The 22,964-nt window shown below is 59.7% G+C and carries 22 protein-coding genes; 18 read left to right on the plus strand and 4 right to left on the minus strand.

What is annotated here, in order from left to right:
• From K290_RS0110435 to K290_RS0110445, 3 genes are all read left to right on the plus strand, one after another.
• Window positions 1–792 (plus strand): heme ABC transporter ATP-binding protein, encoded by a 792-nt coding sequence (locus tag K290_RS0110435; RefSeq protein ID WP_028751873.1) that lies wholly within the window; start codon window positions 1–3, stop codon window positions 790–792.
• Window positions 793–971: 179 nt separating this feature from the next.
• A complete protein-coding gene (locus K290_RS0110440) occupies window positions 972–1,322 on the plus strand; it encodes a DUF883 family protein (protein WP_028751874.1) in 351 nt (116 codons plus the stop codon).
• Between the two features lie 9 nt (window positions 1,323–1,331).
• Window positions 1,332–1,736 carry a hypothetical protein gene (locus K290_RS0110445; protein WP_028751875.1) on the plus strand — a complete coding sequence of 135 codons (405 nt, stop codon included), beginning with the start codon at window positions 1,332–1,334 and terminating at the stop codon, window positions 1,734–1,736.
• A gap of 141 nt (window positions 1,737–1,877) precedes the next feature.
• Here K290_RS0110445 and K290_RS0110450 read toward each other — a convergent pair whose 3' ends face one another.
• Complete coding sequence (locus K290_RS0110450; protein ID WP_028751876.1) at window positions 1,878–2,429, minus strand: RNA polymerase sigma factor; 552 nt, start codon at window positions 2,427–2,429, stop codon at window positions 1,878–1,880.
• A 12-nt stretch (window positions 2,430–2,441) separates the two neighbouring features.
• On the minus strand, window positions 2,442–2,648 hold the full coding sequence (locus K290_RS0110455) for a NepR family anti-sigma factor (protein WP_028751877.1): 207 nt from the start codon (window positions 2,646–2,648) through the stop codon (window positions 2,442–2,444).
• Between the two features lie 269 nt (window positions 2,649–2,917).
• Here K290_RS0110455 and K290_RS0110460 point away from each other — a divergent pair, with 269 nt between their 5' ends.
• The 5 genes from K290_RS0110460 to K290_RS38275 all read left to right on the plus strand — a co-directional run bounded on the left by K290_RS0110460 (window position 2,918) and on the right by K290_RS38275 (window position 8,475).
• Window positions 2,918–3,712, plus strand: coding sequence for a response regulator (locus K290_RS0110460; RefSeq protein ID WP_028751878.1), 795 nt, complete (start codon window positions 2,918–2,920; stop codon window positions 3,710–3,712).
• Window positions 3,713–3,865: 153 nt separating this feature from the next.
• Window positions 3,866–4,894: a sensor histidine kinase gene (locus tag K290_RS0110465; protein WP_051263990.1), complete on the plus strand. Its 1,029-nt coding sequence runs from the start codon at window positions 3,866–3,868 to the stop codon at window positions 4,892–4,894.
• A 498-nt stretch (window positions 4,895–5,392) separates the two neighbouring features.
• Window positions 5,393–6,754, plus strand: a complete 1,362-nt coding sequence (locus K290_RS0110470) for an NAD(P)-dependent oxidoreductase (RefSeq protein WP_028751880.1) — start codon at window positions 5,393–5,395, stop codon at window positions 6,752–6,754.
• Between the two features lie 13 nt (window positions 6,755–6,767).
• A complete protein-coding gene (gene preA, locus K290_RS0110475) occupies window positions 6,768–8,081 on the plus strand; it encodes an NAD-dependent dihydropyrimidine dehydrogenase subunit PreA (protein ID WP_028751881.1) in 1,314 nt (437 codons plus the stop codon).
• A 307-nt stretch (window positions 8,082–8,388) separates the two neighbouring features.
• Window positions 8,389–8,475, plus strand: a complete 87-nt coding sequence (locus K290_RS38275; RefSeq protein ID WP_245276515.1) for an SEC-C metal-binding domain-containing protein — start codon at window positions 8,389–8,391, stop codon at window positions 8,473–8,475.
• Between the two features lie 94 nt (window positions 8,476–8,569).
• Here K290_RS38275 and rutR read toward each other — a convergent pair whose 3' ends face one another.
• Window positions 8,570–9,214, minus strand: coding sequence for an HTH-type transcriptional regulator RutR (gene rutR, locus K290_RS0110480; RefSeq protein ID WP_028751882.1), 645 nt, complete (start codon window positions 9,212–9,214; stop codon window positions 8,570–8,572).
• 299 nt (window positions 9,215–9,513) lie between these two features.
• Between rutR and K290_RS0110485 the strand changes: the two genes are divergently transcribed.
• The 3 genes from K290_RS0110485 (at window position 9,514) to hydA (ending at window position 13,073) form a co-directional block, all read left to right on the plus strand.
• Window positions 9,514–10,767: a Zn-dependent hydrolase gene (locus K290_RS0110485; RefSeq protein WP_028751883.1), complete on the plus strand. Its 1,254-nt coding sequence runs from the start codon at window positions 9,514–9,516 to the stop codon at window positions 10,765–10,767.
• An 80-nt stretch (window positions 10,768–10,847) separates the two neighbouring features.
• Window positions 10,848–11,408, plus strand: coding sequence for an endonuclease domain-containing protein (locus K290_RS33990; protein ID WP_245276511.1), 561 nt, complete (start codon window positions 10,848–10,850; stop codon window positions 11,406–11,408).
• Between the two features lie 210 nt (window positions 11,409–11,618).
• Window positions 11,619–13,073: a dihydropyrimidinase gene (gene hydA / locus K290_RS0110495; RefSeq protein WP_028751884.1), complete on the plus strand. Its 1,455-nt coding sequence runs from the start codon at window positions 11,619–11,621 to the stop codon at window positions 13,071–13,073.
• Between the two features lie 207 nt (window positions 13,074–13,280).
• Here hydA and K290_RS0110500 read toward each other — a convergent pair whose 3' ends face one another.
• Complete coding sequence (locus K290_RS0110500) at window positions 13,281–13,694, minus strand: cupin domain-containing protein (protein WP_028751885.1); 414 nt, start codon at window positions 13,692–13,694, stop codon at window positions 13,281–13,283.
• Window positions 13,695–13,818: 124 nt separating this feature from the next.
• Between K290_RS0110500 and K290_RS0110505 the strand changes: the two genes are divergently transcribed.
• The 7 genes from K290_RS0110505 to K290_RS0110535 all read left to right on the plus strand — a co-directional run bounded on the left by K290_RS0110505 (window position 13,819) and on the right by K290_RS0110535 (window position 22,931).
• Window positions 13,819–14,610: an ABC transporter ATP-binding protein gene (locus tag K290_RS0110505; protein ID WP_028751886.1), complete on the plus strand. Its 792-nt coding sequence runs from the start codon at window positions 13,819–13,821 to the stop codon at window positions 14,608–14,610.
• Window positions 14,611–14,619: 9 nt separating this feature from the next.
• Window positions 14,620–14,955, plus strand: coding sequence for a membrane protein (locus tag K290_RS0110510; RefSeq protein WP_028751887.1), 336 nt, complete (start codon window positions 14,620–14,622; stop codon window positions 14,953–14,955).
• 2 nt (window positions 14,956–14,957) lie between these two features.
• Entirely contained in the window at window positions 14,958–15,845 is an 888-nt protein-coding gene (locus tag K290_RS0110515; RefSeq protein WP_028751888.1) for an ABC transporter permease, read from the plus strand.
• On the plus strand, window positions 15,842–16,975 hold the full coding sequence (locus K290_RS0110520) for an ABC transporter permease (RefSeq protein WP_028751889.1): 1,134 nt from the start codon (window positions 15,842–15,844) through the stop codon (window positions 16,973–16,975). Before K290_RS0110515 ends, K290_RS0110520 begins: the two co-directional genes overlap by 4 nt.
• A gap of 56 nt (window positions 16,976–17,031) precedes the next feature.
• A complete protein-coding gene (locus tag K290_RS0110525) occupies window positions 17,032–18,000 on the plus strand; it encodes an ABC transporter substrate-binding protein (protein ID WP_028751890.1) in 969 nt (322 codons plus the stop codon).
• Between the two features lie 438 nt (window positions 18,001–18,438).
• Complete coding sequence (locus K290_RS0110530; RefSeq protein ID WP_245276512.1) at window positions 18,439–19,590, plus strand: efflux RND transporter periplasmic adaptor subunit; 1,152 nt, start codon at window positions 18,439–18,441, stop codon at window positions 19,588–19,590.
• 14 nt (window positions 19,591–19,604) lie between these two features.
• Window positions 19,605–22,931, plus strand: coding sequence for an efflux RND transporter permease subunit (locus K290_RS0110535; RefSeq protein ID WP_028751892.1), 3,327 nt, complete (start codon window positions 19,605–19,607; stop codon window positions 22,929–22,931).
• The last annotated feature ends 33 nt before the right edge of the window (window positions 22,932–22,964 follow it).

The raw sequence follows: 22,964 nt of genomic DNA on the forward strand, positions 1-22,964 counted from the left end.
ATGATCAATGTCTCGAATCTTTCCGTCCGGCTCTCCGGCAAGACAGTGGTGCAGGATGTTCGCTTCACCGCCAAGGCCGGCGCGCTGACGGCGATTTGCGGGCCGAACGGCTCGGGCAAGACGACCATCATGAAGGCCATTTCGGGGGAAATCGCTTATCAGGGTTCGGTACGCCTCAACGCATCGGAGATCGGCAGCCTTCAAGCCTGGCAACTGGCGGAAATGCGCGGCGTGCTGCCGCAGGCGAGTGCCATTTCCTTTCCCTTCACCGTTCGGGAAATCGTCCGCATGGGCCTGACCAGCGGCCGCAACAACCATCCCGAACAAGCCGATCGCATCGCCGCGGAGGCGCTCTCCTCCGTCGACCTCGCTGGCTTCGAAGGCCGCTTCTATCAGGAGCTTTCCGGCGGTGAGCAACAACGCGTCCAACTCGCCCGGGTGCTATGCCAGATCTCCGAGCCGGTCGTCGACGGCAGGCCCTGCTGGCTGCTTCTCGATGAGCCCGTCTCCAGCCTCGATATCAGCCATCAACTGACCATCATGACGTTCGCCCGCCAATTCTGCCGGCGCGGCGGCGGCGTCATCGCCGTCATGCATGATCTCAACCTGACTGCTCTTTTCGCCGACCAAATGGTCCTGCTCAAGAGCGGACGGTTGCAGGCGGCAGGTGCCGTGGGGGACGTTCTGACCGACCGGCATTTGCAGGATGTCTTCGGCTGCGCGCTGAGGGTCAATCGTGTTCCGATCGATGGTATCCCATTCGTTCTCGCCCACAGCGCACTGACGGACTGACCTTCCTTTCGCCAAATCTGGAACTTTTCGTTGCATCGCCGCGTTGATGATCGGTGATCCAGATCAATGTTCTGCGCGATCAACAGCGCAATATATCTGGCAGCATTCGCTTATTGCAAAAGCCGGCGCAGCTTTGCAGCGCCAGGCCAAAGACGCTAACGACGCAAGGGAGAAAGACCATGGCAACATCCATCCTCCATTCGGCGCGAGCTAAGCGTAATGGCGGCAGCCTGCACGACCTCGAAGCCAGCATCGAGGAGCAGATCGAACATCTGCGCAACGAAATTGCCGCTTTCGCCAAGATCGTCGGTGAAAACAGTGCTGTCCAGAGCAAGGCGATGCGCGCGCGCGCCGAGACCGGGTTTGAGGATTTGGCAGCTCGTGGCGAAGACTTGCTGCGCGATTTGCAACACGGCTATGCCAGGGGCACGCGCGAAATGCGCAGGACCGTGCGCCAGCATCCTATTGCCACCATCGGGGCTGCTGCAGCTTTCGGATTGGCGTTTGCCCTGCTTCTGTCGCGCCGTTAAGGAGCCGCAATGCTAGCTCCGCTCCTCGGCCTGCTTCTCTCAGGCTCATTGAGTCGCACCGTTGCGCGCACGAAACGCAGCGGTATTTTCATCGGCATCGCCGCTATCCTCTTTCTGACGGCCTATGCCTTTGCCCTTATAGCCGCCGCTATCTGGCTGGCGACCATCTATGGCGCAGCCGTTTCGGCGCTGCTGATCGCCGCCGGCGCACTGTTGCTCGCCCTGATCCTTCTCGTCATCATGGCGATCATCAACAAGCAGGAAGAACGCCGTGCCCACGAACGCCGTGCTGCTTTGGAATCTATGGCTGTGGCAGCGCTCGGCCTTGCGAAGTCGCAGCCGCTGCTAACCGCTGCCATCGCTACCGCCCTGGTGTTCGGCAACCTGATTGGCACAAAGAGCCGAGATGACTAGAGTGAAGCAGGCTCGTCTTGCGTCACAGGCCACGACACTACCGCAAAGAATTCAAATCCCTGAGCCCGTTGGCCACAGCACAGAAACACTGTCCTGCCCGCGCCACCCGGGGCGGACAGCAGTGATGCAGATCACATGGTTTTAGAAGGCAAACGCCTTGGACGTCAAAGGCGCTGAGGTGGCATCCGGTCCGAAGTCCGCTTCTCCGGAAATCTGCAGCAATTCCTGCAGCCGCTGGCGGGCGCGGTTCACCCGGCTCTTGATCGTGCCGACAGCGCAGCCGCAGATTTCGGCGGCCTCTTCATAGGAAAAACCCGACGCGCCGACCAGGATGATGGCTTCGCGTTGATCGGGCGGCAATTGATCCAGCGCCCTGCGAAAATCCTGCAGGTCGAGCGCTCCGTATTGCGAAGGGTGGGTCGCCATCGATTCCGTAAACAGGCCGTCGCTGTCTTGCACTTCGCGGCCGCTCTTGCGCATCTGGCTGTAGAGTTCGTTGCGCAGAATGGTGAAGAGCCAGGCCTTCATATTCGTGCCCATCTCGAAATGGTCCTGCTTGGCCCAGGCCTTCATGATCGTGTCCTGCACCAGATCGTCGGCACGGTCGTGTCGGCCGGTCAGCGAGATCGCAAAGGCCCGCAGGCTCGGCAGGGCGGCCAGGAGTTCGCGTTTGAAGCTCGGTTTCGATTCCATGACGCTTCCTCCTTAATCGGAGACTTTTGCGGAAGCCAAACGTTCGGCCTGATCCAGCTTCTCGAGCAGGTCGAGCAAGCGATCGGGGATAGCCTCGTCCTGCACCGCCGCATAGAATGAGCGCAGCCGGTTGCCGATTTGATTGTTGGGATCGAGGATATCGGCGGCTCGCACGTCAGGTCGTTTGCGATCCGCGTCCTCTTGATTTTGGGTGGTCATTTAGCCTGCTCGCTTCCGCATTTCTTGCGTTCATGGATTCGGGGTGTACCTCTATGCACCCCAGTGTGGGAGGCTAGTCTGCCCTCCTCACGTCCGCTTTGGCCCGAATTCGGAGAGGTTGAAGCCTACTGTTCGTCGGCAGGGGTAATGTCCTTCTTCAAAAAAAGTTCCGATGCCGAGGAACTTTTTTACCGAATTTGCGTTTGTTTGTCATTGCAGTCTTGGAGGCTGTGTTTCAATTAGGAATTGATAAGGGGCGGGAGCCATTGATGACACTTTCCACACGCATTGCGCCGCATCTTCCCTATTTGCGCCGCTATTCCCGTGCGCTCACGGGGACACAGACATCGGGTGACGCCTATGTCGCGGCAGTTCTGGAAGCGATCATCGCCGATCTTTCCATCTTCCCGGACACGCCGAACGACCGCGTTGCACTCTATAAACTCTTCACCCAGCTCTTCGGTTCCTCGGCGATCCAGATCCCCGAACCGACCTCCCCCTATGCATGGGAACAGCGCGCCTCGGTCAATCTTGCCAAGGTGTCTCCCATCGCGCGGCAGGCCTTCCTTCTCGCCTCCGTCGAAAACTTCCGTCTCGGCGAGATCGCCGACATTCTCGACGTGACGGAGACCGAGGCCATGAATCTGCTGGACAAGGCCTCGCAGGAGATTTCGCGCCAAGTCGCGACCGACATCATGATCATCGAGGATGAACCGCTGATCGCGATGGATATCGAGCAGATGGTGGAGAGCCTCGGGCACCGGGTCACCGGCATCGCCCGGACTCATGCCGAAGCGGTCGCTTTGCATGATGCCACCAATCCCAGCATGGTGCTCGCCGACATCCAGCTTGCCGACGGCAGCTCCGGCATCGACGCCGTCAATGATATTCTCAAGACCTCAAGCATCCCGGTCATTTTCATCACCGCTTTCCCCGAGCGGTTGCTGACCGGCGAACGGCCCGAGCCGACCTTCCTTGTGACCAAGCCATTCAATCCCGACATGGTGAAAGCTCTGATCAGCCAGGCTCTTTTCTTTAATGAAACCACAAAGGTGGCCGCCTGAGCCGAATCGACATTTTGTCGCGGAACAAAAAAAGCAACCGGACGTTCCGGCTGCTTAGGGACGCTTTACCGACTGTTATAGCGAGTGACCGTATAAACCGGATTGAGTTCTTCCGGCTGAGAATACCCTGTCGGCGGGGTTCTCAAAATTGGAATGAAAGGCAAGCCGGTGAATACGACTGAACCATTATCCGGCGCGCCTTTAAGTTTTGAAGGCAAGGCCGCTATGATGGAGCGGGCGCTGGGCAGCGCCGGCATTTCGATTCTCTTCCAAGACTCAAGCCTTGTGATCCGTTATGCGGAAAACTTGCCTGACCACCTGAAGCCGTCCCTCGTCATCGGCGGCACGGACCTCCATCTCTTCGGCGAGAAGGATGGCGAACATCTGTCGCAACTGAAGCGCGGAGTGCTGGAAAGCGGCAAGCCCGTGAGCGCGGAAGTGGAGTTCGTGACCGGCGACGGCGTTCGCATCTACGAGCTGAAGATCGAACGCATCGGTGGGCGCAAACCGCAGGGCCTGCTCTCCGTCATCACCGAGGTAACCGAGACTCGCCACCGCGAAAAAGTCCTGAAATCACTGCTGCGCGAGTTATCACATCGCTCCAAGAACCTGCTGGCGATCATCCAGGGCATCGCGACGCAGACGGCGCGTCACACGTTGTCGCTCGACAATTTCCTGATTAAGTTCCGCGGTCGCCTGCAATCCCTGTCGAATTCGCAGGACCTGATCACCGATTCGAGCTGGCGCGGGGCCTATTTGTTCGAACTCGCCGAAAAGCAATTCGCCCCCTATTGGCCCGATGCGGGCGTGCCAATGCCGATCTACGGCATCAATGCGCATCTCACGCCGAATGCAGCGGTCCATCTCGGCCTTGCCCTGCACGAACTGATCGTCAATTCCGCCTCGCACGGCGCGATCTCCGCCGGCGCTACCAGCATCACGCTGAACTGCAAGGAGGCGGAACTCGACGGCAAGAAGGCGATCGAAGTGGCTTGGTCGGAGCGCTTTTATTTCCCCGCCGATCACGAATTCGAGGACAATAGCTTTAGCCGTACCGTGCTGGAGCGGGTCGTGCCCACGTCGATGAACGGTCGCGCCCAGTTCGCGATCGACGACGACAGCATCGGCTATCGCCTGACGATACCGGAAACCGAATATGAAATCCTGAAGCGCCAATCCTAGCGAAGCGCCAATCCTAACAAGGGCCACAAATGAAAACAGCCAGTGCGAGGGCGGCGCACTGGCTGCTTTTCACTCATCGGGAGGGGACCGTGAGTAGATGCCCGGTGATGAGTTTTTGGGGGCGTGCATCGGTTGATGCGATCATCACCAAGACAACTCTTTAACGATGGTGCTGAACCTTGGTTCCATTTTTCTAAAAAAAATTTCGCTTTTTTCTCCAACGTCTATCGCAAATGTCGAAGATGGACGCCGAGGCATCTTTGAAGCCGGGCTCGACTTAGGAGCTTATCGGTTGCCCTCCAGCAGGCCTGTGAGCTTTCCTCAAATTAAAACAGACCTTTAGTGGGAAGTTTTCGGGGGCGCGCGGCGTTGTGCAATCGGGAGGGCGATGCCTGCGCTGACAACGTCAGGGCATTCCAAAATTTTACCGTTTGATAAATTTTTTATCCTGAGTTACCGTTCAACCCACTAGCCGTTTACTATAATGAGGGAACTTCAATGGGACGACTGGAAACTGGGATTCATAAAGGCCGGCTGACGCCCGCCGAATATGATGCGAACTTTTCCGACCTGCATCCGCGCCTTGACCGCCACGAGGCTTTGGTCGCCGCCGACCGCTGTTATTTCTGCTATGACGCGCCGTGCATGACGGCCTGTCCGACCTCGATCGACATTCCACTGTTCATCCGTCAGATCTCGACCGGCAATCCCATCGGCTCGGCCAAGACGATCTTCGATCAGAACATCCTCGGCGGCATGTGCGCCCGCGTCTGTCCCACCGAACAGCTCTGCGAGCAGGCTTGCGTGCGCAACACTGCCGAAGAGCGTCCTGTCGAAATCGGTCGCCTGCAGCGCTATGCCACCGACACGGCAATGGCCGAGAACAAGCAGTTCTATGCCCGCGCCGCTTCGACCGGCAAGAAGGTCGCCGTCGTCGGCGCCGGTCCGGCCGGTCTCGCCTGCGCTCACCGCCTCGCCGTGAATGGTCACGACGTGACCATCTTCGACGCCCGCGAAAAAGCCGGCGGCCTCAACGAATATGGCATCGCCACCTACAAGACGGTCGACGATTTTGCGCAGAAGGAAGTCGATTATGTTCTGTCGATCGGCGGGATCGACGTGAAGAACGGCCAGGCGCTCGGCCGAGATTTCAGTCTTGCCGATCTTTCGTCGCAGTATGATGCCGTCTTCCTCGGCCTCGGCCTCGCCGGCGTCAACGCCCTGCGCGCCGAAGGCGAAGATCTCGACGGCGTCGCCGATGCCGTCGGCTATATCGCCGATCTGCGTCAGGCCAAGAACAAGGCAGACATCGCCATCGGCCGCCGCGTCGTCGTGCTCGGCGGAGGCATGACCGCGATCGACGCTGCCGTACAGGCAAAGCTGCTCGGCGCCGAAGAGGTAACGATCTGTTATCGCCGCGGCAAGGAGCATATGAACGCCTCGGAATACGAGCAGGACCTCGCCGCCTCCAAGGGCGTCATCATCCGCCATTGGCTGGCACCGAAGCGTATCCTCGAAAAGGACGGCAAGGTTGCCGGCATCGAAGTCGAATATACCGCGTTGCGCGACGGCAAGTTAATCGGCACCGGCGATACCGGCGTCATCGCCGCCGACCAGATCTTCAAGGCAATCGGCCAGACCTTCGAGGCCTCAGGACTCGGCGCACTGCGCATGGAATCCGGCCGCATCTTCATCGACGGCGACGGCCGGACCTCGCTTGACGGCGTCTGGGCCGGCGGCGACTGCGTGCTCGGCGGCGACGACCTGACGGTCTCCGCCGTCGCCCAGGGCCGCGATGCGGCCGAATCCATCAACCGTGCGCTTGGCTCCGCCATGCAGCCGACCGCCGCCGTCGCTTGAGGGGGAAATTACTATGGCTGATCTCCGCAATAATTTCGTCGGCATCAAATCCCCGAACCCGTTCTGGCTCGCCTCGGCGCCGCCGACCGACAAAGCCTACAACGTCGAACGCGCCTTCAAGGCCGGCTGGGGCGGCGTCGTGTGGAAGACACTCGGCGAAGAAGGCCCGCCGGTTGTCAACGTCAACGGTCCACGCTATGGCGCGATCTGGGGTGCCGACCGCCGCCTGCTCGGCCTCAACAACATCGAGCTGATCACCGACCGCGATCTCTTCACCAACCTGCGCGAAATGAAGCAGGTAAAGATGAATTGGCCGGACCGTGCCCTGATCGCTTCGATCATGGTGCCCTGCGAAGAAGAGTCCTGGAAAGCCATCCTGCCGCTGGTGGAAGAAACCGGCGCTGATGGCATCGAACTCAATTTCGGCTGTCCGCACGGCATGTCCGAGCGCGGCATGGGCTCCGCGGTGGGACAGGTGCCGGAATATATCGAAATGGTCGTGCGCTGGTGCAAGCAATATACGCGCATGCCCGTCATCACCAAGCTGACGCCGAACATCACCGACATCCGCAAGCCCGCCCGTGCCGCCAAAGCCGGTGGCACCGACGCCGTGTCGCTGATCAACACGATCAACTCGATCGTCTCCGTCGATCTCGACAATTTCGCGCCGAACCCGACGGTCGGCGGCAAGGGCAGCCATGGCGGCTATTGCGGTCCGGCCGTCAAGCCGATCGCGCTCAACATGGTGGCCGAGATCGCACGCGATCCCGAGACCTACGGCCTGCCGATCTCTGGCATCGGCGGCATCACCACCTGGCGCGATGCGGCCGAATTCCTGGCTCTTGGCGCCGGCAACGTGCAGGTCTGCACCGCCGCCATGACCTATGGCTTCAAGATCGTCCAGGAAATGATATCCGGTCTCTCCGACTGGATGGACGAAAAGGGCCACCGCAATCTGGACGACATCGTCGGCCGCGCCGTGCCGAATGTTTCCGACTGGCAGTATCTCAACCTCAACTACATCGCCAAGGCGAAGATCGATCAGGACGCCTGCATCAAATGCGGTCGCTGCTACATCGCCTGCGAAGACACCTCGCACCAGGCGATCACCAACATGGTCGACGGCGTCAGGCATTTCGAGGTGATGGACGAGGAATGCGTCGGCTGCAATCTCTGCGTCAGCGTCTGTCCCGTCGAAAACTGCATCACCATGGAAGCCTTGCCGGCCGGCAGCCTCGACAAGCGCACCGGCAAGACCGTCGACCCGAACTATGCCAACTGGACGACCCATCCGAACAATCCGATGGCCCGGCAGGCGGCGGAGTAACACTGGCAACAATTCGCTTGAACATAAAGAGGCGGTCGCAGCTTGCTGCGGCCGCCTCTTCGTAGCTGGCATCAGCCCCATTCAAAAAAACATGTTTCGCGGCTCGCGGAAGCATAGAAAACGAGCTATGGGGCACGCGCTGCGAATAATCGCAGAAATAACAATCCAAAGGAGGCGACCATGTCACGCAAGTCCCACACCCTCCACGACGTGAGCTTTTGAGGTCACGTCCAAACGACGTAAGGCTTTCCCATCGGAATCGCGGGTTAAGACTGGCTCACAATTCGTTCATGGCGATGTCGAGCTGATCGAAAAACTCGGCCGCAACGATCCCTGCCCCTGCGGTTCTCGGAGGCGGTTCCAAGAATTGCTGCCTGAAATCAGGCCGCTATGACGGATCGAGCGGGACTACTATTTTTAGAGATCGGAACTGAGTTCAATCAGCCTGGAATGTGTGACGCAATTTCTTTCGAGGATTTCGTCACCGCTCAAGTGTGGCGCATGCGGAGCCCGTCGACGAAAAGCTGTTCGAGATACCGCGCCGCATCCTCGAAACGCCCCTCCCCTGAATGTTCCTGCCCGAGCACCGCGCGCACCTGCACGTCGAAATCCGCATAATGCTGCGTCGTGGACCAGATGGAGAAGATCAGGTGATAGGGGTCGCATTTGGCGATTTTGCCGGCCTTCGCCCAGGCGCGGATAACCTCGGCCTTTTCATCGACAAGGCTCTTCAGCGGACCTCGGAGTTCGTCCTCGACATGCGGCGCTCCCTGCAGCATCTCGTTGGCAAACAAGCGGCTTTCCCGCGGAAAATCGCGGGCCATCTCCAGCTTGCGGCGGATATAGGAGCGGATCTCGCTTTCGGGATTGCCATTGGCGTCGAAGGCGCGCAGCGGCTCCAGCCAGGTGAATAGCACCCGGTCGATCAGCGCGCGGTGCATGGCTTCTTTTGTCCGGAAATAGTAGAGCAGATTGGGTTTCGACATGCCGGCGACTTCGGCGATCTGGTCGATGGTCGAGCCGCGAAAGCCATGCACGGAGAATACGTCCAGCGCGGCCTCGAGTATTACTTCCTCTTTTTCTTCTTGAATTCGGGTGCGGCGTTGCGTCTTGGCGGCTCTGGGGATGGCCATGTCTGCTTTGTTTCTCCTTGAAATCCAAGCCCTTCGGCCAAGCTCTCATTCCCCTGCCCATGCTCTAATTTTGGGCAACTGCCTGTAATTTTGTCGGGAATTTTCGTGCTTTTCGTCTTGAGCGCCGCCACGGAAGTTGTAATGTTTACCAATCGGTCAAATTATCCGTCAGATGTCTTTTAAAGGCAACCGGCGATTTTCCGGGGCGAGAAAAACAGATAAGCGCGCCGGAAGCGACCATCGGGAACAATTGGGCATGCGCCTTGCATGACCCGGGAAAAACAGGTGAGGATTGCATCATGGTGGCAGCGCCAGGAGAAAACATGCGTATCAATGGCGATCGCCTTTGGGACGCACTGATGGACATGGCGAAGATCGGCCCCGGCATCGCCGGCGGCAACAATCGCCAGACGCTGACCGACTCCGACGCCGAAGGCCGAAACCTTTTCAAGACATGGTGCGACGAAGCCGGCTTGACGGTGGACGTCGATAAGATGGGCACGATGTTCGCAACCCGTCCCGGCACCGATCCGAACGCGTTGCCCGTCTACGTCGGCTCGCATCTCGACACGCAGCCGACCGGCGGCAAATATGACGGCGTGCTCGGTGTCCTGGGTGCGCTCGAAGTCGTGCGCACCATGAACGATCTCGGCATCAAGACCAAGCATCCGATCGTCGTCACCAACTGGACCAATGAAGAAGGAGCGCGCTTTGCTCCTGCCATGCTCGCCTCCGGCGTTTTCGCCGGCGTGCATTCGCTGGACTATGCCTATGGCCGCAAGGATCCCGAAGGCAAAACCTTTGGTGAGGAGTTGAAGCGCATCGGCTGGCTTGGCGAAGAAGAGGTCGGCAGCCGCAGAATGCACGCCTATTTCGAATATCACATCGAGCAGGGACCGATCCTCGAAGCCGAGGAGAAGACGATCGGCGTCGTCACGCACTGTCAGGGCCTGTGGTGGCTGGAATTCACGCTGACGGGCAAGGAAGCGCATACCGGCTCGACGCCGATGAACATGCGCGTCAATGCCGGGCTTGCCATGTCGCGCATCATCGAAATGGTGCAGGGTGTGGCAATGGAAAACCAGCCGGGCGCAGTCGGCGGTGTCGGCCAGGTCTTCTTCTCGCCGAATTCGCGCAACGTGCTGCCAGGCAAGGTGGTCTTCACCGTCGACATCCGCTCGCCGGACAAGGCGAAGCTCGACCGCATGCGCGCCAAGATCGAGGCCGAGGCGCCTGTCATCTGCGACGCCCTTGGCGTCGGCTACTCGGTCGAAGCTATCGGCCATTTCGAACCGGTGACCTTCGATCCGAAGCTCGTTACCGCCGTGCGCGACGCCGCGGAGAAGTTGGGCTACAGCCACATGAACCTCATCTCCGGCGCCGGCCACGACGCCTGCTGGGCCGCCAAGATGGCGCCCGCCACCATGGTCATGTGCCCCTGCGTCGGCGGCCTGTCGCACAATGAGGCCGAGGAGATTTCCAAGGAATGGGCGACCGCAGGTGCGGATGTCCTCTTCCACGCAGTTCTGGAGACTGCGGAGATCGTGGCGTGAGGACGATGCCCCGCCCGTCGCAACTCCCTCATCCGCTCTTCGGGCCCCTTCTCCCCGAGGGGAGAAGGGGGAAAGCTGCTATGGCCTTCGACAGCATATTCGCGATCCTGGCTGATAAAATCTTGTTTGACATCGATGCCGCGACAAGAATTCCCTTCTCCCCTCGGGGAGAAGGTGGCCCGAAGGGTCGGATGAGGGGGACGCCACGGATGCCGGACAACGACGACATCAGCAAACGCCGCCCAGGCAAAACCAGACAGGCACGTAGACTTCGTCAGATTGAGACGGAAGAGGAATATCGCCTCTGGAGCGATCTGCGCGACCGTCGCCTAAACGGATACAAATTCGCCAGACAAATTCCGCTCGGCTCTTACGTCGTTGATTTTCTCTGTCGCGAGAAATTGCTGATCGTTGAAATCGACGGCTTCCAGCACGCTTCATCCCCCTCCGATATCATCCGCACGCGTTGGCTCAAGGCAAGGGGCTATTCGGTGTTGAGATTTTGGAATCATGCGATCACGCGGGAGCGCCGGGCAGTCCTGGAGACAATTCTCGCTGCGCTGGAGAGTCGGATATTCGAAAGAGACGACATTCTGCGCTTTTATCCTGCGATCGAGCCGACGGGAGAAATAAGCGAGTGACATATCCGAACCATGCCCCCTCATCCGCCCTTCGGGCACCTTCTCCCCGAGGGGAGAAGGAGGCAGCTACGCTGATTGTGACCAATCGGTTCTTGTTTGACATCAATGCCACGGCAAAATTCCCTTCTCCCCTTGGGGAGAAGGTGGCCCGAAGGGTCGGATGAGGGGGCGCCACAGATGCCAGAGTCTCAAAAAAAGGGAACAAACACCATGAGCACAGTCATCAAGGGTGGAACCATCGTCACAGCCGACTTGACCTATAAGGCCGATGTCAAGGTCGAAGGCGGCAAGATCGTCGAGATCGGGCAGAACCTGTCCGGCAATGAAGTACTCGACGCTACGGGCTGCTATGTCATGCCGGGCGGCATCGATCCTCACACCCATCTCGAAATGCCGTTCATGGGCACCTATTCCTCGGACGATTTCGAGAGCGGCACCCGCGCTGCCCTTGCGGGCGGCACGACGATGGTGGTGGATTTTGCCCTGCCCTCGCCCGGCCAGTCGCTGCTCGAAGCGCTGACCATGTGGGATAACAAATCGACGCGGGCGAACTGCGATTACTCCTTCCACATGGCAATTACCTGGTGGAGCGAGCAGGTCTTCAACGAGATGGAAGCCGTCGTCCGCGAAAAGGGCATCAACACCTTCAAGCACTTCATGGCCTATAAGGGCGCCCTGATGGTGGATGACGACGAGATGTTCTCCTCCTTCCAGCGCTGCGCCGAACTCGGCGCGCTGCCGCTCGTTCACGCCGAGAATGGCGACGTGGTTGCGCAGATGCAGGCGAAACTGCTTGCCGAAGGCAATAACGGCCCGGAAGCGCATGCCTATTCCCGCCCGGCAGAGGTCGAAGGCGAGGCGACGAACCGCGCCATTATGATCGCGGATATGGCTGGCAGCCCGGTTTATATCGTGCACACCTCCTGCGAACAGGCGCACGAAGCCATCCGCCGCGCCCGTCAAAAGGGTATGCGCGTCTATGGCGAACCCTTGATCCAGCACCTGACGCTCGATGAGAGCGAATATGCCAATGCCGATTGGGACCACGCCGCCCGTCGCGTTATGTCGCCGCCCTTCCGCAACAAGCAGCATCAGGACAGCCTCTGGGCCGGCCTGGCATCGGGTTCGCTGCAGGTGGTCGCAACCGACCATTGCGCCTTCACGACCGAGCAGAAGCGTTTCGGCCTGAATGACTTCACCAAGATCCCGAACGGCACCGGCGGCCTGGAAGACCGCATGCCCATGCTCTGGACCAATGGCGTCAACACCGGCCGGCTGACCATGAACGAGTTCGTGGCAGTGACGTCGACCAACATCGCCAAAATCCTCAACGTCTATCCGAAGAAGGGCGCAATTCTCGTGGGCGCCGATGCCGATATAGTCGTTTGGGACCCGAAGCGTTCGAAGACCATCTCCGCCAACACTCAACAGTCGGCGATCGACTACAACGTCTTCGAAGGCAAGCAGGTAACGGGCCTGCCGCGCTATACCCTGACCCGCGGCGTGGTTGCCATCGAGGAAAGTAAGGTCAAGACGCAGCAGGGCCACGGCGAGTTCGTCAAGCGCGAGCCTTTCACCGCCGCCAACCGAGCACTCTCGACCTGGAAAGAGGTCACCGCGCCGCGCAAGGTTCAGCGCAGCGGCATCCCCGCAAGCGGGGTGTGACGCTTGATCATGTGGAACGGCGAAAGGTCCGGCATCTCTCTACCTTCTTCCCAGCGGGGAGAAGGACGCGCGAAGCGCGGGTTGAGGGGGCGTTGCACCGTAAGTCTGTCTGTCGCTCGTCGCTCAAGACGCTCGCCGCAAGGCGGTGAGCCCCCCTCATCCGACGCTTACGCGCCACCTTCTCCCCGGCTGGGAGAAGGTAAAACATCACAACGGCACATGCCGCTCCAGATCCGGCAGCAGGACGACACTTTCCTGCTCGTTCGGATCGGTGCGGGCGATAATGGCTGTCGCCGGTTGGTCGCTGAGATTGGCGGGCAGATGCGGAACGCCGGTCGGAATATAGAACATCTCGCCGGCATGAACGACAACATGCTCTTCCAATTGATCGCCGAACCAGCAATGCGTCTCGCCGGACAGTGCATAGATCGCCGTCTCATGCGCCGCATGCAGGTGCGCCTTGGCGCGTCCGCCCGGCGGAATGGTCAGGAGATGCATGCAGATGCCTGTCGAACCCACTGTCTCGGCGGCAATCCCCTCGAAGTAGTTGAAGCCTTGTTTCCCGGCATAAGTGCTGCCGGGCTGCACGATGCGGCAGGTTGGCTTCGATGAAACGCTCATGCCATTCCTCCATAAAATTCGATAGATCTGCGGCATCCTCCGGTTCTAAAACCACCGCGATGCCGTATAGGATAACACGCAATCCGCCTCGGCTGCGCGGCGAAAACATGACTGGTAGGTGTTAATGACGTCATCCGCTCCCTCCGTCGTCTCCGCGCGGAACCTCTGCCTCACCTACGAGACAAATGACGGGCCGGTGCATGCACTGAGCAATGTCGATCTCGACGTGCGGAAGGGCGATTTCGTCTCCTTCATCGGCCCCTCCGGCTGCGGCAAGACCACGTTCCTGCGCGTCATCGCCGATCTCGAGCGCAAGACCTCCGGCGATATCACCGTCAACGGCATGACGCCGGAAGAGGCGCGCACCAACCGCGCCTATGGCTATGTTTTTCAGGCGGCCGCTCTTTATCCCTGGCGCACGATCGAAAAGAACATCGCTCTGCCGCTGGAGATCATGGGCTATGCGAAGAGCGATCAAGCCAAGCGCATCGAGCAGACGCTGGATCTGGTCAACCTCACCGGCTTCGCGCACAAATATCCCTGGCAGCTCTCCGGCGGCATGCAGCAGCGCGCCTCTATCGCCCGCGCGCTCGCCTTCGATGCCGACCTTCTGCTGATGGACGAGCCTTTCGGCGCTCTCGACGAGATCGTCCGCGACCACCTCAACGAAGCGTTGCTGAAACTTTGGAAGCGCACGAACAAGACCATCTGTTTCGTGACGCACTCGATCCCGGAGGCGGTTTATCTCTCCACCAAGATCGTCGTCATGTCGCCGCGCCCGGGTCGCGTCACCGATGTCATCGAATCCACCCTTCCGCACGAACGCCCGCTGGGTATTCGCGAAACCCCGGAATTTCTGGAGATTGCCCATCGTGTCCGCGACGGGCTGAGAGCCGGGCATAGCTATGAGGAATAGGATCACGCTATGAACCCGCAATTCCTCCTCTGGCTCACCGGTGCCATGGCGGTGTTCATCGGTGGCGCGACCGCTTCGCGGGCCTATATCGCCAACAACAACATTTTGATCCTCATCTTCGCGCTCAGCCTCTATTGCGTGGGCAATCTGATGATGGTGCGGCTGATGCGCGAGGGAGGGCTGGGCCTGGCGATCTCCGCCTCCGCCATTGCCCAGCTCGTGGTCGTGAATATCATTGCCTTCATCGTCTTCGGCGAGCGGCTCAGTCTGCCGCAGCTTGCCGGCGTCGGGCTTGGCATGGTCGCGATGGCACTGATGCTGTTTCCGGCGGAAAGGGGGACGTGACCATGGAGAAGGAGCAATTCTTCCAACACAAATTCCTGCCGGTCACGGCCATCCTGGTGGCAATTATCGTGTTGTGGTACGCCTTTGCCGTCATTCTCAACGCCCCATTCCAGCGCGATCTCGACCGGCGCGCCAACGTGACCTCCGGTACGATAGAATTCATCGGCAAGACACTCGCGCAGCCGAAGCCGATCCTGCCGGCACCGCATCAGGTGGCGCAGAATGTCTTCGAAAACACGTTTCTGAGACCGCTGACGAGCAATCGCAGCCTCGTCTACAATGCCTGGGTGACACTTTCCTCCACGGCTGTCGGTTTCGCTTTCGGCACCCTGCTGGGCATCCTCATTGCCGTCGGCATCGTGCATGTCCTGGCACTCGACCGCAGCCTGATGCCGTGGATCATTGCCTCGCAGACGATACCGATCCTGGCCATCGCGCCGATGGTCATCGTGGTTCTGGGTTCGATCGGCGTCACCGGCCTTATTCCCAAGGCGCTGGTCTCAACCTACCTCTCCTTCTTTCCCGTCGCCGTTGGCATGGTCAAGGGATTGCGATCGCCGGAAATCATGCATCTCGACCTAATGCGCACCTATAATGCCAATGCGATGCAGACCTTCTGGAAACTGCGTGTCCCCGCATCGGTTCCGTTCCTCTTCACCTCGATGAAAGTTGCGATCGCAGCCAGCCTCACCGGAACAATCGTTGGCGAACTGCCAACGGGCGCCGTCGCCGGCATCGGAGCCAAACTGCTCGCTGGGTCCTATCAAAGCTTGACCATCGATATATGGGCGGCCCTCGTCGCCGGCTCGATACTAGCCGCAGCACTGATTGCCGTTGTCAGCATCGCAGCACGTATCGTCGATCGTGCAATGGGAGGACGGGCGGCATGAAGAATTCTCATGTGTCGTGGCAAGGCACCCTCTCCTTTCTTCTCTGTCTTGCGGCGCTCCCGGCGCTGCCACTGCTGGCTGCTGATGCCGCCACCCCCATCAGCAGCGGAACCACGTTCGTCATCTTCGTTCTCATTGGTGCCGCGGCCCTTGTTTCCTTCATGAACCTGTCCGCAATCCTCTGTGCGTCGATCCTCTTCTTTGCCGCACATGCAGCAGCCTTGCTTTTGCTGGATGGAATATTCGGCAACGAAGGCAATGCGCTCGCGTCGTTCTTTATCCTGCTTGCCGCGGCTTGGCTGCTTGCCTGGCGCTGCGTTGCCATCCTGTCGGTCACCCCGGCGCATTCGACCGCAGGTGGCTATACGCTCCGGTTGCTCATTCCCGCGATTTTCGGCGTGTGGATCATCATCATCTGGGAAGCCGTAACGCGCGGGTTCGGCATCCCTTTCATCCTGCTGCCACCACCAAGCGCCATCGCCGCCCGCATTGCCAGCTCCGCTTCCATTCTTTGGACGGATGTTCAGCAGACGATCTTCCGGTCGGTTCTAATCGGCTACATTATCGGTTGCACCAGTGGCTTCGTCGTCGCCATCCTCGCCGACCGCTTCGCCTTCCTGCGCCGCGGCCTGCTGCCGATCGGCAATCTGGTCTCCGCTCTGCCGATCATCGGTGTCGCGCCGATCATGGTTATGTGGTTCGGCTTCGATTGGGCATCCAAATCGGCCGTCGTCGTCATCATGACCTTCTTCCCGATGCTGGTGAACACGGTCGCCGGCCTCGCCGCCGCGGGCAATATGGAGCGCGATCTGATGCGCACCTATGCGTCGAGCTATTGGCAAACTTTGTTCAAGCTTCGCCTGCCGGCCGCCGCTCCCTTTATCTTCAATGCACTAAAGATCAACTCGACCCTGGCCCTAATCGGTGCCATCGTGGCAGAGTTCTTTGGCACACCCATGTCGGGCATGGGCTTTCGTATTTCAACCGAGAACGGTCGGTTGAATCTCGATATGGTCTGGGCTGAGATCGCGGTCGCCGCGGTCGCCGGCTCCGTCTTCTACGGTATCGTCGCCGCTCTCGAGCGGATGACGACGTTCTGGCATCCGTCTATCCGTGGTGGAAAGACGTAGTTCAGGATCCTGCCAAGGGATCAGGGCATAACTTCAGAGGGAAAAGGACAAAAAATATGAAAAAACTGATGGTCGCATTGATGGCAAGCGCAATGGCGTTGGCCGCAGCGCAGGCGGCAATGGCTGCCGACAAGGTGACGCTGCAGTTGAAATGGGTGGCGCAAGGTCAGTTCGGCGGTTATTTCGTCGCCAAGGACAAAGGCTTTTACAAGGAGGAAGGCCTCGACGTCGACATCAAGCCGGGCGGTCCGGATATCGCACCGGAACAGGTAATCGCCGGCGGCGGCGCCGATGTCATCGTCGACTGGATGGGTGGCGCTTTGGTCGCTCGCGAAAAAGGCGTGCCGCTGATCAACATCGCCCAGCCCTATGACAAGTCCGGCCTGGAACTGATCTGCCCGAAGGACGGTCCGGTGAAAACCGAAGCCGATTTCAAGGGCCATACGCTCGGCGTCTGGTTCTTCGGCAACGAATATCCCTTCTTTGCCTGGATGCATAAGATCGGCCTGAAGACCGACGGCGGCAAGGATGGCGTCACCGTCCTGAAGCAGAGCTTCGACGTTCAGCCGCTCGTGCAGAAGCAGGCCGACTGCATTTCCGTCATGACCTATAACGAATACTGGCAGGCGGTCGATGCCGGCTTCAAGCCGGAAGATCTGATCGTCTTCAACTATAGCAAACTCGGCAACGACCTTCTGGAAGACGGCCTCTATGTCAACGAGACCAAGCTGAAGGACGCGAAGTTCAAGGCCAACATGGTCAAGTTCGTCCGCGCTTCGATGAAGGGCTGGAAATACGCTGTCGAACATCCGGATGAAGCCGCCGAAATCGTCATGGATAATGGTGGCCAGGACGAAAACCATCAGAAGCGGATGATGGGCGAAGTCGCCAAGCTGATCGGCACCGGCAAGCTCGACGAGAAACTCTACGATCGCACCGTGGACGCCCTTCTCGACCAGAAGATCATCAACAAGAAGCCGACCGGCGCTTATACGCATGAGATCACCGACGCCGCGCTGAAATAGGGCTGACGTCGAAAATCTGAGGAAACGCGCGGGGTTCACGCCTCGCGCGTTTTTTTCATTTTGTAACAGCGACGATAAAAGACTGGCTTTGTCGTGACGTTTGCCTGAAAAGCCATGCGTCGATCAAGCATGTGAATGCAGACATCACGAACGCGTAATTGATTTGCAATGCAACGCCCATTAGAATTGCGCGCGACGTCGAAATCATTTTCTCGTGATCTTGCGAAATTTGGAAATCGTTCCCACCTAATGGGACAAATTGAGGATGAGGGGCTTGCAGGCATGACAGACGGATATTGATCCGCCGGAAAGAGCCGGCCCGCACGCATAGATCCTCCGTGCTCGCGACGGAAAACAGCGAGATCCCGTTACACAAAATACCGAACTGGAATTGAACGCATGGCCTTCACGCCGCATAGATTTCTGAGCACGACTGCAATGTTGCTTGTTCTCCTGACGGCGCCGGCCGCCCTTGCCGAAGAATCCACGGTCACCGCGCCGAAGCAGAACCTGCCTGCGATCGTCATCACACAGGCCACGACACGCAAACTGACCGACAAGGTGGTCGCCACCGGCACCGTAAAGGCGGTAGACGAGGTCTATATCCAACCGCAGGTCGACGGTCTGTCGATCCGTTCGCTCAATGCCGACGTTGGCGACAAGGTCGAGGCGAACAGTGTCCTTGCCACGCTGAATGACGATGCGCTGGTCCTCCAGAAGAGCCAGATGGAGGCGACGAAAGCCAAGGGCGAAGCAAGCCTTGCCCAGCTTCGCGCGCAGCTCAACGAGGCCCGCGCCAATGCGGAAGAGGCGGAATTGCAGCGCGTCCGCGCCGTCACCATGGGCGCCAAGGGCACCGTCTCGACCTCGTCGGTCGAGCAGGCGAATGCGGCGGCTGCCGCCAACAAGGCCCGCGTGGCATCGGCCGAACAGGCAATTGCCGTCGCCGAAGCCGATCTCAAGGTCACCGATAGCCAGATCGCCGATACGGATCTGAAGCTCGCCCGCACCGGCGTCAAAACACCGGTCGCCGGCACTGTCGCCTCGCGTAACGCCCGCATGGGAGCCATTGCCAACGGCAGTGGGGACCCGCTCTTTACCATCATCCGCGACAGCGATCTGGAGCTGGTGGTCGATGTCTCCGAGAGCGACATCATGAAAATTTCCGTCGGTCAGAAGGCGTTGATTTCTCTTTCCGGCAGCCATGAAAAACTCACCGGATCCGTCCGCCTGGTTGCGCCGATCGTCGATGCGGTCACCCGTCTCGGCGCGGTGCACATCTCCATCGATGATGATGAAAAGGCTCGTGCGGGCATGTATGGCAGCGCCGAGATCATCGTCCGAGAGACGCAAGGCATCTCGCTGCCGCTGACGGCAGTCAATAGCGACGAAAATGGCTCTTCTGCCCGCAAGGTAGAGGGTGGCGTCGTCAAATTCGTCAATGTCCAGACCGGCATTCAGGACGGCGGTTACGTCGAGATCGTCAAGGGCCTGAAGGATGGTGACGAAGTCGTCGCCAAAGCCGGCGCCTATGTCCGCGACGGGGATCACATCACGCCCGTCAAAGAAGCTCCGCAAGCGTCCAACTGAGCGAGAACGGCAAGATGAACTTCTCCGCCTGGTCAATCCGAAATCCGGTCGCCCCGCTTCTGGCGTTTTTCCTGCTGATGGTGGTGGGCGCTCACGCCTTCTTCAATCTGCCGATCACCCGCTTCCCGAATATCGACGTGCCGGTCGTCAACGTGACCGTAACCCAAAGCGGCGCCTCGCCTGCCGAACTCGAAATGCAGGTGACGAAGGAGATCGAAGATGCCGTCGCCAGCATCAACGGCATCGACGAGATCCAATCGACGGTCACCGACGGCCAGTCGCAGACCGTCGTGATCTTCCGCCTGGAAGTGCCGACGCAACAGGCCGTTCAGGACACGAAGGACGCGATCGACCGCATTCGCGGCACTCTGCCGTCAACCATCGACGAGCCGATCGTCTCCAAGGTGGATGTCGAAGGCCAGGCGATCCAGAGCTTCGCCGTGTCGTCGCCAAATATGTCGCTCGAAGAACTGTCCTGGTTCGTTGACGACACCGTCAAACGCGCACTGCAGGGTCAGGTCGGCATCGGCCGCGTCGACCGCTACGGCGGCGCCGACCGCGAAGTGCGCATCGAACTCGATCCGAACAAGCTGAACGCCTACGGCATCACCGCGCTTTCGGTGAGCCAGCAGTTGCGCGGCACCAATATCGATCTCGGTTCCGGCCGTGGCCAGGTGGCCGGCAGCGAACAGGCGATCCGCGTTCTCGGCGACGCCCGCGATGTCGCCCAACTCGCCGACACCACCATCGCGCTGACCAACGGCCGCTTCGTCAAGCTTTCCGATCTCGGCGTCATCAAGGACACCTATCAGGAACCGAAGTCCTTCTCACGGTTCAACAGCACGCCCGTCGTGACCTTCGGTGTGTTCCGCGCCAAGGGTGCAAGCGAAGTCTCCGTCGCCAAGACCGTAGCCGATACATTGGTCAAGGTGCGTGCCGAAAATCCGAACGTCTCGATCGAGATGATCGACGATGCGGTCTATTACACCTACGGCAACTACGAAGCGGCGATGCACACGCTGCTGGAAGGCGCGTTGCTGGCGGTTATCGTCGTTTTCCTCTTCCTCAAGAATTGGCGCGCGACGCTGATTTCGGCCGTCGCCCTGCCGCTTTCGGCAATCCCGACCTTCTGGATCATGAACCAGATCGGCTTCTCGCTGAACCTCGTCAGCTTCCTGGCACTGACGCTGGCGACCGGTATTCTCGTCGACGACGCCATCGTCGAAATCGAGAACATTGCCCGCCATATCAAAATGGGCAAGACGCCCTATCGCGCCGCGATCGATGCCGCCGACGAAATCGGCCTCGCCGTCATCGCGACGACCTTCACCATCATCGCCGTCTTCGTGCCCGTCTCCTTCATGCCGGGTATTCCGGGCCAATATTTCATCCAGTTCGGCCTGACGGTCGCCTTCTCGGTGTTCTTCTCGCTGCTGGTCGCGCGCCTGATCACACCGATGATGGCCGCCTATTTCATGCGCGCCGAGGATGCTGTCGAGGACCATCACGACAATGACGGCCGGTTCATGCGCGGCTATAGCTGGCTGGTGCGGATCACGACGAAGCGGTGGTACACGCGCTATCCGACGTTGCTTGCGGCCTTTGCATTCTCCGTCGCCTCCGTGTTTGCGCTGATCATGTTCGTGCCCGGCAGCTTCATCCCTCCGGACGATTCGTCCCGCATCGTGCTGTCGGCCGAACTGCCGCCGAATGCACGACTTGACGACACCGAGCAGGCAACCAACGAGATTTACAGGCGCGTCAAGGATATCGACGGCGTCGAGAATGTCTTCGTCCTCGGGGGTGCCTCGCCCAAGGGCGATCTGGAACTGCGCCGCGCCACGGTAACTCTGACGCTCGGCAAGCTCGACCAATCGCTCTCCAAAAAACTGGTCAACGATGTGCTGGGGTCGCTGCCGGTGATCGGTCCCTATCTGCCGAAGGTTACCGTCCATGGTCGCGAGCGTCCGCAATGGGACGTGGAAAAAGAAGTCTTCGCCAAACTGCGCTCGATCCCCGACGTTCGCATCACCAAGCTCAACGATCGCGGCGACCGTGACCTGACCTACAACTTCCTCTCCCGCAACGAGAAGGATCTGAACGAAGCGGTCGGCACCCTCGAAGCCAAGTTGCGCACCGATCCGGCGCTTGCCAATGTCAGCGCCGACGGCGCCCTGCCCCGGCCCGAGCTGCAGATCTATCCGCGCAAGGACGAGGCTGCTCGCCTCGGCATTACGCCGCAGATGATTTCCGATACGGTGCGCGTCGCGACCATCGGCGATATCGACGCGTCGCTGGCCAAGATCTCGCTCGATGACCGCCAGATTCCCATCCGCGTACAGGCTGCAATCGGCATGCGCCGCAACCTTGCGGCGATCCGGGCATTGCGCATCAAGACCGCCACCGGCGCGACGGTGCCGATGTCCAGCGTCGCTGATATCGACTATTCGGAAGGCCTGTCTTCGATCAAGCGCAACAACCGCTACCGCGTCGTCGCCATCGGCGCCGATCTGCCGCAGGGCGTGGCGCTTGACACGGCGTCGAGCCATTTCCTCAGCATCGTCAACAGCGCCAAGATCCCCGCCACTGTCCATCTGGCTGAAAGCGGCGACACCAAGGTGCAGAAGGAAATGCAGCAAAGCTTCGGCAACGCCATGCTGCTGGGCCTTCTGCTGGTGCTGACCGTGTTGGTGTTGCTCTTCAAGGATGTGATCCAGCCTTTCACCATCCTGCTATCGCTGCCGCTGGCGATCGGTGGCGTGGCATTGGCGCTGATCCTGACCGGCAATGCCCTCTCCATGCCCGTCATGATCGGCATCTTGATGCTAATGGGCATCGTCACCAAGAACGCCATTCTGCTCGTCGATTTCGCCATCGAAATGATGCACCATGGCATGCCGCGGCTGGAGGCCGTAGTCGAGGCCGGTCGCAAGCGAGCGCGGCCGATCATCATGACGTCGATCGCCATGTCCGCCGGCATGTTGCCATCCGCGCTCGGCGTCGGTGAAGGCGGCTCGTTCCGCGCGCCCATGGCGATTGCGGTCATCGGCGGCATCATCGTCTCGACCGTCCTCAGCCTGGTGGTCGTGCCGTCCTTCTTCCTGATCATGGACGATCTGTCGCGCCTGCTTGCCTGGCTCTTCGGCCGTCTCGTCGGCAAGAAGGATGTGGACGATGAGGTTCTGACCAAGGAAAAGCTGGCGGCCGCCGTCAACGAAAATCGCAAGTCCCTCACGGCACTCGAAGAACGTCTCGACGCCGTGGAAAACAAGGACGTCCCACAGCACGGCAAACCAGCCAAGACGAATATCTTGAAGCTGCCGCCGTTCGCCGCCGAATAGAACGTCCCCTTCTCCCCTCGGGGAGAAGGTTGC

The organism is Rhizobium leucaenae USDA 9039 (genome assembly GCF_000426285.1).
In the GTDB taxonomy this organism is placed as follows: Bacteria; Pseudomonadota; Alphaproteobacteria; order Rhizobiales; family Rhizobiaceae; genus Rhizobium; species Rhizobium leucaenae.